Genomic DNA, 15850 nt, shown 5'->3' with positions numbered 1-15850 from the left:
GAACCCATGGAGGCGCCAATTTTCGCCGTTTGCTCGGCAGACCCCGGGGTGGCCGCACTCATCGGCTCTGGCATCGATTGCCGCCTGTATTCCTTCGGGGAAGGGCCGGAAAAACCGATCAAGCCATATGTCGTCTGGAGCGTGATTTCCGGCAGCCCTGAAAACTACCTGGCCGGCAGGCCTGACGCCGACGGCTTCACCCTGCAACTGGACGTGTATGCCGCAACCGGCGCGCCGGTGCTGGCCGTCACCAAGGCGCTCTGTGCAGCGATCGAGCCGCGCGCCTATGTCGTCCGCTGGGGAGCCACTGACCGCGACCCGGATACAAAGGACTTCCACCGAAGTTTCGACGTGGACTGGATAGTCCCCCGCTGAACCTACCAAGCCCGCCATGTGCGGGCTTTTTTTTGCCCGACAGGAGATATCCATGTCTGTTTTGACTCAAGGTACCCAGGTCTTTGCCCTGGCCCCGTCGCTTACCGGCGCCGGGCCCCGCAGCGTGATGGAAGTTGAGTGCGCCACCGCATTCAACCCTGGCGGCTCCCCGAAGGAGCAGATCGAGGACACCTGCCTCAGCTCCAGGGAGCGAACCTACAAGCCTGGGCTGCGCACGCCGGGCCAGGCCTCGCTGACCATCAACGCCGATCCGAAGAACGCGAGCCACATCCGACTGCATCAGATGTCCGAGGCCGACGGCGATACCACCGTTAAGTGGGCCGTTGGCTGGTCCGACGGTACCGCGGTGCCGACCGTCGCCGCAGCTGGCAGCCTCGACCAGATCACCGTGAGCAACGGCGGTAGCGGCTACACCAGCGCACCGACGGTCACCCTCACCGGTGGCGGTGGCAGCGGCGCCACTGCTGTGGCTGTTCTCGACGATGATGCGGTGGTGGCCATCAACATCACCAACGCCGGCGCCGGCTATACCAGTACCCCGAGCGTCACCTTCACCGGTGGTTCCGGTACCGGCGCCGCCGCTATCGCCACCGTCAACACGGAAGAAGACTTCGTGCTGCCGCCGTCGCGCACCTGGTTCGTCTACGAAGGCTACGTCGCGGATTTCCCGTTCGACTTCGCCGCCAACGCCGTGGTCAGCACCGCGGTCTCCATCCAGCGCTCGGGCGGCTCCGCCTGGATCGCGAAAACCGAATAAGGGGTAATCATGGATCTCGCGCAACTGAAGAAGAAAGGGGGCGTCATCGCCGACGCCCTGGTGCCGAAGGAAGTTGAGTGGAAGCACGCCGACAAGAACGGCAAGCCCATCACCGACAAGTTCACCGTGCACGTGCGCCGGCACGCCTTCGGCGTCATGGAGGCCATGTTCGCCGGCGGCGAGGCCGAGCGCTTCAAGAACGCCCGCTACCTGGCCGCCTCGATCATGCTGGGCAAGGACGGCACCGAGGAGCTGCCGTTCGATGATGCCGTCAACCTCGACTCGGCCCTGGGCATCGTCCTGCTCAATGCCGTCAACGAGGTGAACAACCCGCCGGCAAAGAGCTAACCCCGGCCGACGAGCTGTGGCATGAGCTGGTGCTGAGCGGGATAGGCGGAACTACGATCGCCGAGGCCAAGGCCACGCTGTCCTATGCGGAAGTGCTGGCCTGGGTCGCCTACCGGGATAAGCACGGATCGCTCAACCTGGTGCGGCGTATCGAACTCGCTGCCGGGCTGATCGCGCTGCAGGTCAATCGAGGCAGCGGCGGCAAGGCCGACCTCTACGACTTCTTGCCACACCACGTCCGACCGGGGTTGGATCTGGAGCAGGCTATGGCCACATGGAGCTAACCTTTGGCAAGAGCACTTTGCGCTGACATGTTAGATTAGCCCTCGTCATCACTTATGGTGACCAATACATCACTGTGAAGAGGAATGTTGATGAGGGCGATATGGATATTGGTACTAGCGACTATTATTTCTGGCTGCGTTCAGCCAGCTGGCAGTGCAAGATATCAGAGGCCTGGCCCTTCTGAGGCCTATGTCGATATCCGGCCATTTGTTTTTGATGGGCGGTTTTCTTTATATGCATCTCCGAGCGAGCTTATCACTAAGCTCAATTCGCTCGGCGGGGGGCAGGAAAAGTACGAGACCGATTCTAAGTTCCAAGCCAGAATGGCCGGTCTAGGACTTTCTGCAGTAATGTCGGAAGTGAAAGATTATCAAATCGATTTTGATAAGGTTGGCGGAGGTCTGACATTTAGCCAAAGCATGAGTGACGCACAGTTAATGGGCTTCAGGAGCGGGTCGGCATCCCTTTCAGACTATAAGAACAGCTATTACTCAATTATGCTTCCGGACACCGAGCACAAAACCGGGGAGTTCGTTGGGCAGAATGCGTATGGGGCAAAAGCGGTTGTCGATGAGGTCGAGATCGACAGGGTGAGTTTAGTTGGGCCCGCCGTACCCAAGCCAGCAGTTGGTGTAGTTTTTGTCGACTTGATGGCAAAGCTTAATATGTCGGCGGAAGAGTTTAAAGCTCAAAAGAATGACTTGAGGCTTGCTGTTGTGTTTGAGCCTATACCTGGGTTTCTTCAAAAGGAGACGCGCTATGGTACAGCAACAATAACCAATAAGCGCGAGGCGACAATTCATAATTATTTTGTTATCTCGAAGATCGCTGCGGTTAGCGTGGTAAACATCAGAACCAAGCAAGTGGTCTCCGAGGGCGCAAGAGTTAGATTCAAATCTCTTTAATAGTGAGCCCGCTTCGCGGGCTTTTTTTCGCCTGGAGGAAAGCATGGCGAGTCGCTCCCTAGGCACCCTGACCCTCGACTTGATCGCCAGGATTGGCGGTTTCCAGCAGGGCATGGATCAAGCCGCAAGATCAACTCAGAGGAGTATGGCTCAGGTTGAGCGTCACGCTGACAGTGCTTCAGCGGCCGTCATGTCCTCCTTCAAGGCCATCGCCGGTGCCGCTGCTGCGTATCTCGGCGCCCAGCAGATCGTCCATTATTCGCAGGCGTGGGTCGGCGTCCAAAACCGAATCAAGCAGGTCTCGGAGACCTTCGAAGATTTCTCAAGGCAGTCTCAGGCAGTCTTCTCGATCGCGCAGAACTCTCAGTCGTCGCTGGACGCAACTGCGGAGCTCTACCAGCGCATCGCAGCGTCCTCCGGACAGCTTGGCGCAAGCCAAGAGAAGATCGCCCAGGTAACGCAGAACATCAGTAAAGCAATGTCCGCGAGCGGTATTTCTGCGGAAGCGGCCCAGGGCGCCTTGGTGCAGTTGGGCCAAGCATTTGCCTCCGGCGTGCTTCGCGGGGAAGAATTGAACTCTGTCCTTGAGCAGGCGCCAGGCTTGGCTCAGGCGATTGCAGATGGTCTTGGTGTCGCGCGCGAGTCTCTTCGCTCTATGGGTGAGGCAGGAAAGCTGACCTCCAAGGAGGTGTTCGCCGCGATCCTCAACCAGACCCGAGCGATTGATGATTCGTTTGCGCGATCGCAAACCACCATCTCCGGAGCCTTTCAGGTGATGGAGAACAGCGCAATCAAGGTCATTGGCACGCTTGACGAGTCGCTTGGCGTGACGAAGACCTTCGTAAGCGCAGTCCTTGAGCTATCCAAGGCATGGGACACCAACGGCGTTCAAACCTACACCCAGTTGCTGAAAACCGGGCTCTATGTGGCCCTGGCGCGCGTGGCTACCGGGTTCGTGAATTCCAGCGCTGCGAAATGGGCAGATTTCCAGGCCACAAAACAGCAGACTTACATGACATCGGTCGCCGCTGCCGGCGAGCTGCGCAGGGCCGAGGCAGTTCGTGCCGGGGCTGCTGCTGATGTGGAGGCTGCGGCGCGGGCCGTTGCCAGCGCGAAAGCTAGGGTCAGCGCCGATCGCCAGGTACTGGCCTCGGACGTTGCGAGACTGCAGTCGGTACAGGCAGCGTTGGCTGCTGAGAAAGTGCTGGAAGCCCAAAGGCTTCAGGCACAGATCACTGATGTTGGCCGTCAGCAGGCGGTGGCCAGGATGGTTGAGTTGAGGCTGGCTGAGGTTGCGATTACCAATCAGCTTGCAGCGGCAGAGGCAAAGCTGGCAGCCACGACGCTTGCAACATCCGCCCAGATGACTGCGGCGATCAACCAGCAAACGGTGGCCAAGGAAGCGCTGGCAGTGGCAACCACACAGGTTACCGTTGCCCAGACGGCATCGACTGTAGCAATGGGCGCATGGTTCTCGGCCGCAACCACAATGGGCGCTGCTCTCGTGACTCTGCGGACGGCCGGTGCAGCCGTATTGCGCATGGCCGCCGGATGGCCAGGCCTGATTCTGACCGTCGGAGCGCTGGCGCTCTCTTTCATCGACTTCGGCGATAAAGCAGAGGAGGGTGCCGGCAAGGCGGCGAACGCCTTCGAGGATGCCTCGACGCGCATTCGCCAGGCCTCCAGGTCGATGCTTCCGGAGAACCTGAGCACCCAGTCCTACGACCAACTGCAGGATCGGTTGAAGGGGCTGCAGGCCGAGCTCAAGGAAACCGAAAAGCTGCAGGAGCGCTTCCAGAAAGGCGTCGACGACAAGAGCGATGTTCCGTTCGAAACGTCGCTCGACGCCTCGAAGGAGAAGGCTGACGCGCTCAAGCTGGCCATCCAGTCGGTGCAGAAGGAGTTGAACAGCTCCCGCCTGGCGTCTGACAAGGAGGGCAGCACCTACCTCAAGAACCTCGAAAAACAGGCAGTTGTCGCGGGCAAGCTGACCGAGGTCGAGAAGCTGCGGGCGCAGATCGCCGCCGGCGCAATGAAGTTTTCGCCGGACGACGAGAAGAAGGCGTTGAACGCCGCTGCCGCGATTGACAAGGCAAACAAGGCCCTGAAGGAATCGAAGGCTGGAGACAAGGACAGCAAGGCGCTGAGCCGGCGCTTCGAGGAGATGGAGGAGGGGTATCAGCGGCAGATCGAGCTGATCAACACCTCAACCGACAAGCGCAAGAACGCCACCGAAGTGGAGAAGATGGCCTTCGAGGTCTCCACCGGCAAGCTGGAGGGCGTCAACGCTCAGCAGCGCAAGCGCCTGGAAGGACTGGCGGCTGAGCTCGACGCGCTGAAGAAGCTGAAGCAGGCCGAGGAGGATGCCAAAAAGCTTGCCTCCTTCCGCTCCAGCGTGAACGAGGACTACCAGACCGCGAAAAGCGGGTTCGATCAGGAACTTGCTGGCGCCGGCCGCGGCGATGAGTACAAGGAACGCTTGAAAGAGCGCCTGGCGATCGAGGAAGACTTCAACCGCCAGCAGCGCGAGCTGGTGCTGCAGCGCAACAGCGGCGATATCAGCCAGGACCTGTACGACCAGGAAACCCAGGTGCTGAGCGATGCGCTGGCCGAGCGCCTGGAGCTGCAGAACGATTACTACAGCCAGCTCGACGAAGCGCAGAGCAACTGGATGGATGGTGTCACCAGTGCCTGGGAGAACTTCGCGGATGCCGCGACGAACTATTCGGCCATTGCTGCGGATGCGACTACCTCGGTTCTTGGCAGCGCTAGGAGCGAGCTCGGATCGTTCTTGAGTGATGTGGCAACGGGGTCTGAGGATGCTGGTGATGCACTTATGGACATGGTCACCGGCTTCGCCAAGTCGATGATCGATACCCTGGCGGACATGGCCGCGCAGTGGCTGGTGTACCAGGCAGTGCAGTTGCTGGTCGGTAAGAGCACACAGTCGGTTGCAGCTATGGGCATGGTGGCCAACGCGCAGGCGACCTCGTTCCAGGCCCAGCTGGCTGCCTATGCGTCCACTGCCGCGATCCCTATCGTCGGTCCGGCCCTGGCGCCTGGTGCCGCGATGGCCGCAGCCATGGCCACGGCGCCGATGGTGGCCGGCGTGGCATCCACATCCCTCATGGGTATGGCTCACAACGGCCTCGACAACATTCCGCGAGAGGGTACCTGGCTGCTCGACGGCGGGGAACGGGTGCTGAACCCGAACCAGAACCAGGACCTGACCCAGTACTTGCGTAATGCGAACAACGCTGACACCAGCAGCGGAGGGGGCGGCGGTGTCACCATCAACGCCCCTGTCACTGTCCAGGCGCAGCCCGGCATGAGCGACGACGCCGCGCGCCGACAGGGTGAAATGATGGCCAAGGGGCTGGAGGAGCAAATGGAGCAGGCGATCTACAAGGCCACCCAGCAGGGCGGCATTCTCTGGAGACGGTGATGGCGGAAACGTTCAGCTTCTGCACCCGGGTGGGTGCGGCTGGTGAGATCAAGCAGCGGGTGTGGGAGAACGACTTCGGTGACGGTTACACCCAGGCCGGCGGCACCGGGATCAACACCAAGACCCAGGAGTGGTCGCACAAGGCCGTGGGCAGCCTCGACGCCGGCGAAGAACTGCGCCTGATGCGCGACTTCCTCGACCGTCACGAAGGCTACAAGTCCTTCCTCTGGACGCCGCCGGGCGGCACGCAGGGCCGGTACAAGGCCAACGGCTACAAGCTCGACCCGAAGGGTGCCGGGCTGTTTGAGATCAGCTTCACCATGAAGCAGACATTCACCCCCTACTGACCCCGCACTGCGGGGTCTTTCTTTTTGAGGCACCATGACATTCGAATCCGATATCCAGAAGCTCGAGCCGGGCAACCAGATCCGGCTGTTCGAAGTGGACGCGACGCGCCTGGGCGGCAACATCATGCGCTTCCACGGCCACGCCCAAGAGGCCGACATCATCTGGCAGGGCCAGCTGTACTCGGCGATGCAGCTGGAAGCCAAGGGCTTCGACATCCGTGGCGACGGACGGCCCGCCACGCCGACGCTGCAGCTGGTCAACGAAATCAACGGGGTGAGGGGCGCGGTCACCGCGCTGTGCCTGGCCCTGAAGGACCTGGTCGGCTCCAAGGTGAAGGTCATCGAAACCTTCCGGCACTTCCTCGATGCGGCCAACTTCCCCGACGGGAACCCGGAGGCGTCCAACCAGGCGCGGGAAAACCTCTGGTACATCGAGCAAAAGACCGATGAAGACCGCCAGCAGGTGACGTTCCAGCTGTCCAGCCCGCTGGATATGGGCGGCATCATGCTGCCGAGCCAGCAGATCACCAAGTTGTGCCGCTGGGCCTGCCGGGGTCAGTACCGGGGCGAGGCCTGCGCCTACACCGGCGCAGCCATGTACACCAAGCAGGACGAGCCCACCGACAACCCGGCGCTCGACCGCTGCCCGGGGCGGTGGAAGAGCTGCAAGCTCCGCGGCAACACCCGCCGCTTCGGCGGCTCCATGGGCGCGAGCCTGATCGCCAGTTCGAGGTAATCGATGCGCATCAACCAGACACTGCAGGCCGCGATCCGCGAGCATGCCGAACGCGAGTACCCGGCCGAAGCGTGCGGGGTGCTGATCAAGACCGACCAGGGCCGGACCTACGTGCCATGTCGCAACCTGGCGAAGACGCCGCGGGAGAACTTCCGCCTGCACCACGAGGACCTGGCGAATGCCGAAGACCAGGGCGAGTTGCTGGCGATCGTGCACAGCCACCCCGACGCCGCGCCCATGCCGAGCATGGCTGACCTGGTCAGCTGCGAGCTCCATGAGGTGCCGTGGGGCATCGTCGGCTGGCCCGGCGGCGATATGCAGTGGTTCAAGCCGTCCGGCTACCAGGCCCCGTTGCTGGGTCGCGAGTTCGCCCACGGCCTGCTCGACTGCTGGGGCGCCTGTCGCGACTGGTACGCCCGCGAGGCCGGGCTGTTGCTGCCCAACTTCGAACGGGATGACCTGTGGTGGGAGCAGGAGGGCGGCCCGAGCCTGTACGAGGCGAACTTCGCTGGCGCCGGTTTCTACCAGGTGGACGTGCCACAGCGTGGCGACATGCTGGTGTTCATGGTGCCATCGCCTGGCCGGCCGTGCTTCCACCCGAACCACGCGGCCATCTACCTGGGCAGTCAACCGGACCTTACCAGTGAGCCGGCGGCATCACTCGGTGGCAGCGGGCCATTCATCTACCACCACATGGCCGGCAGGGCGTCGACTCGCGAGGTCTACGGCTGGTCGATGGCCAGCCGCTGCCGGCTGATCCTGCGGCACAAGGACTACCAACCATGAAGCGCACGGTGAAGCTGTACGGCGTACTGCGCAAGCACTTCGGCCGCGAGTACGTTCTGGACGTGAACAGCACCCGCGATGCCATTCAGGCCCTTTGCAACATGGTCCCAGGCTTCGAGGAGTTCCTGTCCAACGGTGAAGAGCGGGGCCTGGTGTTCACCGTGTTCTCGGGCACTCGCAACCTCTCAGCGGATGATCTGGACCTGAAGGGCGACGACGCCGGCGATATCCGCATCGCGCCGATCATCCAGGGCAGCAAGCAGGCCGGTTTGTTCACGACCATCCTCGGTGTGGTGCTGATCGTCGCTGGCTACTTCACGTTCGGCACGACCTCCGCCTACGGCGTCGCCATGATCGCGGGCGGGGCGGCGATGGCCGCCTCCGGCGTCGTGCAGATGCTGTCGCCAACCCCAAAAACCGGTGGCTTGGACCGTAACGAGGACGGCAACAACCCCAGCTATGGCTTCGGTGGTGCGGTCACGACGATCGCCCAGGGCAACCCCTACCCGCTGTTGTACGGCGAGCGGGAGATCGGCGGGGCCGTCGAGTCCGGGGGAATTTACACGCAAGACCGGCTGTGATCGCCGGCAACACCTGACCCGCTTCGGCGGGTTTTTTCGTTTTTGGAGAGTGGAATGGGTCAAGCACTGAAGCGCGCGCCGCGGCGCGCCACTGCAGCGAGCAAGCGGCAGGTGGTCGGCAGCAAGGGCGGTTCAGCCAAGCAGAAACAGCCCAGCATCGCTTCCAATAGCGTTCCGTCGATCGCCACGGTGCGCATGCTCTATCTGTGGAGCTGGGGGCCGATCGTGGGCCCGGTGAACGGCCTGCGTTCTGTGAAGCTGGATGGCACGCCAGTCATGGCGGAAGACGGCACCCTGACTTACCCAGGCGTGAAGTGGCAGTTCCGCTCCGGCGAGCTGAACCAGGAGCGCATGACCGGGATCAGCGAGTCGAGCAACGAGATTGCCGTTGGGCAGCAGCTGCTCAGCACCACGCCTTACGTCTACACCATCACCAACTCCATGCTGGACGCCGTGCGCCTGCGGTTCTCGTGGCCACAGCTGCAGTCCCAGGATTCGGGCGGCAACATCGATGGCGTTCGTATCGAGTATGCGGTGGACGTTTCTACCGATAACGGCCCGTTCCAGCAGGTGCTGGCATCCGAGGTCAACCGGAAGAACGTCACCAAGTACGAGCGTTCCCATCGCATCGATCTGCCGACCGGCAGCCGCTGGGCGATTCGCGCCCGCCGGATCACGCCGGAGGCTAACAGCTCGCTGGTGCAGGATGGGATGTACGTCGAGGCCATCGCCGAGGTGGTCGACAGCGATCAGGAGTACCCGCTGACCGCCGTCAGTTGCGTGGAGTACGACGCCGAGCAGTTCGGTGGCGACATCGCCAAGATCGCCGTGCTGATGCGCGGGCGAATCGTGCGCGTGCCCATGAGCTACGACCCGGTGAACCGCACCTACGCCACCAGCGGCCCCGGCACCACCAACGGCGTTTGGGATGGCACCTTCAAGGAGGCCTACACCAACAACCCGGCCTGGGTGTTCTTCGACCTGGCCCTGCACCCGTACTACGGCCTGGGCGATCGCATCGACGCGACCATGATCAATCGCTGGTCGCTGTACCGCATCGGGCAGTACTGCGACCAGCTGGTGCCGGACGGCCTTGGCGGCCAGGAACCGCGCTTTACCTGCAACCTGTACCTGCAGAAGCAGGCCGAGGCCTGGGCGGTGCTGCAGGACCTGGCGGCCATCTTCCATGGCCTGGCCTTCTGGGACGGCAGCCAGATCACCGTCAACGCCGATATGCCGCAGGATCCGGTCTACAACTACACCCTGTCGCAGATCCTCGACGACGGCGCGGTCAAGTACACCGGCAGCAAGCTTCGCGATCGGCACAGCCAGGCCATGGTGTCGTTCGATGACCCAGATCGTGGCTACGACACCGACAAAGAGCCGGTCTTCGATGAAAGCGCCATTGCCGAGTATGGCGTGCGCGAGATTTCTGTGGAGGCTGTCGGCTGCACGTCGCGGGGCCAGGCCCAGCGCGCCGGCCAGTGGGCTCTCATGACCGAGCAGCTGCAGCTGCGCGGTGCCAGCTTCCGCGTCGGCCTGGATGGCTACATCCCGAAGCCGGGCAAGGTGGTCACCCTGTCCGACCCGATGCTGGCAGGCCGCGCCAATGGTGGCCGTATCGCCGCCGTGGCCGGGCGCGTCGTGACGGTCGACCGTGACATCGAGGTGCCGACTGGTGCCCGCCTGCTGGTCAACCTGCCCAGCGGCAAGTCCGAGGCGCGCCAGGTGCGTTCTGTGGCCGGCCGCCAGATCACTGTCATGGCGGACTTCAGCGAGGTGCCGCAGCCTGAATCCGGCTGGGTGCTGGACTTCGATGATCTGAAGCTGATGCAGTTCTACGTGCGCAACGTCACGCGCCCGGAATGGCACCAGTTCCAGCTGGAATGCATCCAGTACGAGCCGAGCAAGTTCGACGCCATTGACTACGGGACGGTGATCGATGACCGGCCGATCAGCGTGCTACCGCCAGGCGTGCAGGAGGCCCCGGCGCGGGTGCTGATCACCAGTCATTCCTCTGTGGACCAGGGTATGGCCGTCACCACCATGACGATCTCTTGGGATGCGGCGCCCGGGGCTGTGGCCTACGACGTTGAGTGGCGCTGGGGGGCGCGGGACTGGGTGAAGGTACCGAGGACTGGTGAGCTTGCTGTTGATATTCGTGGCGTGTACACCGGCCAGTACCTGGCTCGCGTACGCGCGGTCAGCGCCATGGATGTGTCGTCGATACCGGCCACCTCGGTGCTCACCAATGTGGCTGGCAAGACCACGCCACCACCGGCTTTAACGTTCCTGCGTACCAAGTCGGAGATTTTTGGAATTCGTCTGGAGTGGGGCTTCCCGGCGGGAGCTGAGGACGCTGCCTACACCGAGCTGCAGATGGCATCCGAGTACACCGGGCAGAATCCTGAGGCACTGGGCCTCCAGGCCTACCCCACGTCCGGCTACCTGCACAGCGGCATGGCTGCTGGGGTCATACGTTACTTCCGTGGGCGCCTAGTCGACCGCACCGGCAACATCGGCCCCTGGTCCGATTGGGTGTACGGCCAGTCCAGTTCCGATGCGAACGCAATCCTCGACTACATCACGGGGAAGATCACCGAGACCCAGCTGGGCCAAGACCTGCTCAAAGAAATCGAGAAGATCTCGGGCACGGGGCCTGGGTCGGTCAATGGGCGGCTTGAGGGTGTTGCCGAGAGCCTGGAGGAGCGAATCACGCTGGGCGACAACGCCCTGCAAAATCAGCTCGATTCCCTGCAGGCCCAGGTCGCTGACATCGCTGGCGCTCCGGACTGGGAAGCGAATAAGGCATACCTCAGTGGGTCACTGGTAAAGCTCGATGGCAAGATGTACAGGGCCAAGCAGGACGTTCCCGCGGGCACACCGGTAACGAACAACGCTTACTGGGAATACATCGGCGACTACGCCTCGATCGGCGATTTGGTCGCTGCGTTGGCTGTGCGGGTAGATGGAGTCGAAACCAGCGTCGAAGAGATCAACGGCGAGTTGGCGGCCATGGCCACCCGCGTGCTTGGGGTTGAGGCTCAGGTCAACCCAGACATGGCCGGTGGCAGTGAGTGGTTCGCCGGAGGCAAGGCTGTGAAGGCTGGCACCTGGACGGTGTACTCAGCCTTTGCCAATGGGGACATGGCCGTTGCCCGCCAGGTCGATGAGGTCAAGGTCTCCGTGGGCGACGTCGAAGCTTCTTTGTCCCAGGAGAGCTACGCGCGTGCCACTGGGGACGAAGCGCTCGCCCAATCGATCACCAAGCTCGGCGTAAAAGTGGACGACAACGCTGCGAACATCACGCAGGAAGCGGCCACCAGAGCATCGGCTGACGAAGCGATCGCGCAAACCATCACCCAAATGGGCGTAAGGGTAGGGGCTGCTGAGTCATCGATCACCGCCGAAGCGACCGCAAGGGCGAGCGCGGACAACGCGCTTACTCAACAGATCAGCGAGGCCAACTCACGGATCGGCGATGCCGAATCTTCGATCCGGACCGAGAGCAATACCAGAGCCACGGCAGATGAGGCGCTTTCCCAGTCCATCACTCAGATGGGATCACGGGTCGGCAGTGCTGAGTCTGCGATCAGCCAGGAGTCGCTAACCCGGGCGAACGCGGACGAAGCACTGACGCAGCAGGTCACGCAGGCTAACTCACGCATCGGCGCCGCTGAGGCCGCCATCTCCACGGAGGCCACCACCCGCGCAACAGCGGACCAGGCCCTTTCCACGTCTGTGACGCAGCTCAGCAGTCGGGTTGGCAGCACAGAAGCGCTGGTGCAGGACACGTCAGAGGCACTGGTAGACCTGGAAGGCAATGTGTCGGCCACCCGCAACATCAAGGTGGGCGTCGATGTAAACGGTCGCTACTTCGGCGCAGGGATGGGTATAGGGGTCGAGAACACGCCAGGCGGGATGCAGAGCATGGTGTTGTTCCTGGCTGACCTGTTCGCCGTGATGAACCAGCCTGGAGGCGTGCCGAAGTCAGTGTTCGCGATCCAGAACGGCCAGGTCTTCATGAACAGCGCGATCATCAATCAGGCCGACATCATCAACTTGATCGTCACCGGTGAGTTGCGTAGCGCCAACTACGTCGCGGGTTCTACCGGCATCAGAATCAACTTCGTGACCAACGAGTTTGAGATCAACGGAAACGTTGCCGGCCAGGGGCGCATGAACATCACAAACCAACTGGTGCGGATCTTCGATCCGGCGGGCGCCTTGCGGCTTCGAATGGGAATTTGGGGGTAAACCATATGCCAATTGGCTTGGAGATCTACGAGCCTGACGGCCAAACGCTGTTCATTGGCCAAAGGACTGGCCGGGTACTCGGGATGGTGACTACCGGGACAACCGATGGATCGTATGTCGATGCATCGCTGCTGGAAGGCTCGCCGTTTTACCAGATTGTTTCGACTGATTCGATTGGGTCTGGCCTCGATGTGTATGGCCCAGGGGTTTCCGTAAGCGGGAGCACTCTTCAGTGGCTCTTCGACCCTGGCACGCCGGGCGCCCGCAGACGCCCTGCAGTTATCGTGTACGGGGTGGCCTGATGCCTGCTGGGATTACGGTCTACAACCCTGGGTCGACGGTTCAGGTTGACGATAACTACAAAAATCTTGCCGTTAAATCGAGATTCACGAGGACTTCGGTTGAAGGAAGTCCGTATGTGCGCAGCTTCATAAGGGTGCAGTTCGCTTCGCCGTTCCCGTTCATCGCAGTGACGTGCGCATCGCCGATCACCTTGGTGAGTTCATCGCGGGTTTCGGCAACATCCTGGGCCTTCGATTTTGTGCTGGATGCGCCTATTGGCACCCCCGCCACGTTCTACACCTTCGGCGATCCCGGGACCGGCGGCACGCTTGGTCTGCAGCTGTTCAATGGGGCGACCCAGATGACGTTCAACTCGAACGAGGTGTACGCCAACATCATCGACTCGTTGGCAGCTGCAGACTATCTCTCGCTGGTGGGCACCAGGTCCTACAGCTCGTCTCAACTGGCGGTGGTCTTCGGCTGTCTGTCCGGCTGGTCGATGGCGGGCGCGAATGGGGCGCCAGGTTCTGACTTTTCGGTGTACGTCGAGGAGAAACAAGCCTTGGGTGCCAGAGTCTCGGGGGCAAGTGTTGTCTTAGCGGTTCAACCGTACTGGCTGTTCACCCAAGAGCAAGCCACTCCGCCGTTCCCCAACCAGTATTTCTACCAAAAGCGTGCACAGGTCATGGTCCTTGATGTGTCCAGGGCAAACGCAAAGATCCCGCTCACCTGATGAGGAGGCCTGATGGCCAAGCAGACAATCAACCTGGGCACGATCCCCAACGACGGCCAAGACGGTGATGACGCCCGCACAGCGTTCACGAAGGTCAATCAGAACTTCGCCGAGGTCTACAGCGCCCTTGGCGGAGAGGGGGGGACTGTTAGCCCGAAGCTGACCGCAATCGCTGGCATGGTGTGGGCCGCCAACGCCGTCTTGATGGCTACGGGTGCCGACAGCATCGGCACGCTGGCGACTGGCGCAAAAGGCCGCGAGTTGATGTCGGCCGCGACCGAAGCAGTGGCGCGGGCAGCGCTCAGCATCGGTAACGTGGACAACACGTCCGATGCCAACAAGCCGATCTCAACTGCCACTCAAACGGCCCTCAACGCTAAGCAGAACAGCAACGCGAAGCTGACGTCGATCAGCGGTCTGTCGATGGCCCCCAATGACCTACTCCTGGCCGCCAGCACCACGGCTTTCAACGTTCTCTCTACCGGAGCCGGCGGTCGTGCATTGCTGGCCACGGCGGGCCCAGAGGCTGTTCGAGCCTATATCGGCCTGTGGCAAGCGACCCTCCCGTTGACGGCCAACACCTCGGCCAACACCTTGACCAACGTCGACCAGACGTACTTTGTCCAGGGGGCCACCGTTACCGATATCCCGCTGCCCAACACCGGCTGGGTTAAATGCCAGGTAGCCGGTGACGGGCTTGGGGGGTCACAGCGCACCATCCAGTCATACACCCCTTATGAAGTGATTCCTGCTACTGGCCCGCGCCGGTGGGAGCGTTCTCGCAGCGATGGTGGTGTTTGGACTGCTTGGTACCGCACCGACATTGGCGCGCTTGATGCGACCATTGCTGGCAAGGAACCAACCATCGTAGCCGGCTCCAACACGCAGTTCTGGCGGGGTGACAAGTCTTGGCAAGACTTCGGCGGCATGACGCGTAGCCAGGCACTGACCGGACTGTCTACGGCGACCAGCTCGGCAATCACCGCTACGGATACTTTCATTGCAGCAATGGGCAAACTGCAAGCACAGATCACCACCAGCGACACCAACCTCCCGGTCAACGTCCGTGCCGCCCCGCTGACCGGCCTTTCGACTGCATCTGCGTCTACTGTGGTGGCTACCGACACGTTGCTGGCCGGCGTGGGTAAGCTGCAGGCCCAGATCAACACCACAAACACCAACCTGACGACTGCTAACACGAACCTGCAGACCAACGTCAGGGCCACGCCGCTCACCGGGTTGTCTACCGCAACGTTGGCGCGTATTGCAGCAACAGACACAGTGTTGGCGGCGATGGGTAAGCTCCAGGCCCAGGCTGATACCAACTACGGCGTGGGGCAGACGTGGCAACTGTTCGCCGATGGTAGCGGGCAGCGCGTAGTCGGCACGACATACACCAACACCACCGCGCGCCCCATCACAGTCAATTTCGCATGCCAAGTTACAACAGCCGGTCAGTTCCCGACGATACAGGTAGCAGGCGTCGCGATTTATGGCTCGTCGGCCGGTAGTGGTGGCACGGTAATGGCCGTCACCGCAATCGTTCCGCCGGGGGCCACTTACATGATTCTCAATAATGCCGGCGGTTCTGTCGTCGGCCCGGCATGGATGGAATTACGATGAAATACTACGTTGACGAAGATGGCATGACCTACGGCTTTGAAGACGATGGGTCTCAGGATTTCCTGATCACCGAAAGCATGCGACCTTTGACCGACCAAGAGCTTGATGCTCTCTTGAATCCACCCGTGGATTATGTGGCTATCGTCCAGGCGGAGATTCTCCGCCTCCGGTTTTCGGCCGATCAGGCGATCGCCCCGTTGCAAGACGCGGTGGAGTTTGGGCGCGCCGACCAAGCCAAGCAGGATCTGCTGCGCGCCTGGAGGAACTACCGCATCGACCTGAGCGAGGTGCCCGAGCAAGCCGGGTACCCCACCGATATCGACTGGCCCGCGCCGCCGGCCTGACCCACACCGAAACCACCGACCGCCC

13 protein-coding genes and 2 pseudogenes are annotated in these 15850 nt (G+C 61.9%); all 15 read left to right on the top strand.

Features of this window, described 5'->3' with window-relative positions; genetic code table 11:
- The first annotated feature begins 6 nt into the window (after positions 1-6).
- The 15 genes and pseudogenes from ACIPIJ_RS02095 (at position 7) to ACIPIJ_RS02025 (ending at position 15825) form a co-directional block, all read left to right on the top strand.
- Positions 7-375, top strand: a complete 369-nt coding sequence (locus ACIPIJ_RS02095) for a DUF3168 domain-containing protein (protein WP_401072253.1) — start codon at positions 7-9, stop codon at positions 373-375.
- Between the two features lie 52 nt (positions 376-427).
- Positions 428-760 (top strand): annotated as a pseudogene (locus ACIPIJ_RS02090) (phage tail tube protein); the annotation flags it as partial.
- Positions 761-991: 231 nt separating this feature from the next.
- Positions 992-1153, top strand: a pseudogene (locus ACIPIJ_RS02085) (phage tail tube protein); the annotation flags it as partial.
- A 9-nt stretch (positions 1154-1162) separates the two neighbouring features.
- Entirely contained in the window at positions 1163-1501 is a 339-nt protein-coding gene (locus ACIPIJ_RS02080; protein WP_054886651.1) for a phage tail assembly chaperone family protein, TAC, read from the top strand.
- Between the two features lie 29 nt (positions 1502-1530).
- Complete coding sequence (locus ACIPIJ_RS02075; protein ID WP_401072251.1) at positions 1531-1785, top strand: hypothetical protein; 255 nt, start codon at positions 1531-1533, stop codon at positions 1783-1785.
- A 90-nt stretch (positions 1786-1875) separates the two neighbouring features.
- Positions 1876-2691: a hypothetical protein gene (locus ACIPIJ_RS02070; protein ID WP_401072249.1), complete on the top strand. Its 816-nt coding sequence runs from the start codon at positions 1876-1878 to the stop codon at positions 2689-2691.
- 43 nt (positions 2692-2734) lie between these two features.
- Positions 2735-6136 (top strand): phage tail tape measure protein, encoded by a 3402-nt coding sequence (locus ACIPIJ_RS02065; RefSeq protein ID WP_401072247.1) that lies wholly within the window; start codon positions 2735-2737, stop codon positions 6134-6136.
- Complete coding sequence (locus tag ACIPIJ_RS02060) at positions 6136-6483, top strand: phage tail protein (protein ID WP_103446294.1); 348 nt, start codon at positions 6136-6138, stop codon at positions 6481-6483. The genes ACIPIJ_RS02065 and ACIPIJ_RS02060 overlap by 1 nt, the downstream gene beginning before the upstream one ends.
- Before the next feature lie 34 nt (positions 6484-6517).
- Positions 6518-7219, top strand: a complete 702-nt coding sequence (locus ACIPIJ_RS02055; protein ID WP_029885683.1) for a phage minor tail protein L — start codon at positions 6518-6520, stop codon at positions 7217-7219.
- A gap of 3 nt (positions 7220-7222) precedes the next feature.
- The gene (locus tag ACIPIJ_RS02050; RefSeq protein ID WP_401072245.1) at positions 7223-8005 is read left to right on the top strand and encodes a C40 family peptidase; all 783 of its coding nucleotides are present in this window, start codon (positions 7223-7225) and stop codon (positions 8003-8005) included.
- On the top strand, positions 8002-8586 hold the full coding sequence (locus ACIPIJ_RS02045) for a tail assembly protein (protein ID WP_060489882.1): 585 nt from the start codon (positions 8002-8004) through the stop codon (positions 8584-8586). The genes ACIPIJ_RS02050 and ACIPIJ_RS02045 overlap by 4 nt, the downstream gene beginning before the upstream one ends.
- Before the next feature lie 54 nt (positions 8587-8640).
- Entirely contained in the window at positions 8641-12843 is a 4203-nt protein-coding gene (locus ACIPIJ_RS02040) for a phage tail protein (RefSeq protein ID WP_401072243.1), read from the top strand.
- 301 nt (positions 12844-13144) lie between these two features.
- A complete protein-coding gene (locus tag ACIPIJ_RS02035) occupies positions 13145-13858 on the top strand; it encodes a hypothetical protein (protein WP_401072241.1) in 714 nt (237 codons plus the stop codon).
- Between the two features lie 12 nt (positions 13859-13870).
- Positions 13871-15481: a hypothetical protein gene (locus ACIPIJ_RS02030; protein ID WP_401072239.1), complete on the top strand. Its 1611-nt coding sequence runs from the start codon at positions 13871-13873 to the stop codon at positions 15479-15481.
- Positions 15478-15825 carry a tail fiber assembly protein gene (locus tag ACIPIJ_RS02025; protein ID WP_401072237.1) on the top strand — a complete coding sequence of 116 codons (348 nt, stop codon included), beginning with the start codon at positions 15478-15480 and terminating at the stop codon, positions 15823-15825. Before ACIPIJ_RS02030 ends, ACIPIJ_RS02025 begins: the two co-directional genes overlap by 4 nt.
- The last annotated feature ends 25 nt before the right edge of the window (positions 15826-15850 follow it).

It is taken from the genome of Pseudomonas sp. NPDC087185, from assembly GCF_044744955.1.
Lineage (GTDB): Bacteria > Pseudomonadota > Gammaproteobacteria > Pseudomonadales > Pseudomonadaceae > Aquipseudomonas.
Note: the sequence above shows the minus strand (reverse complement) of the source record. Positions and strands in the feature narration are given on the sequence as shown.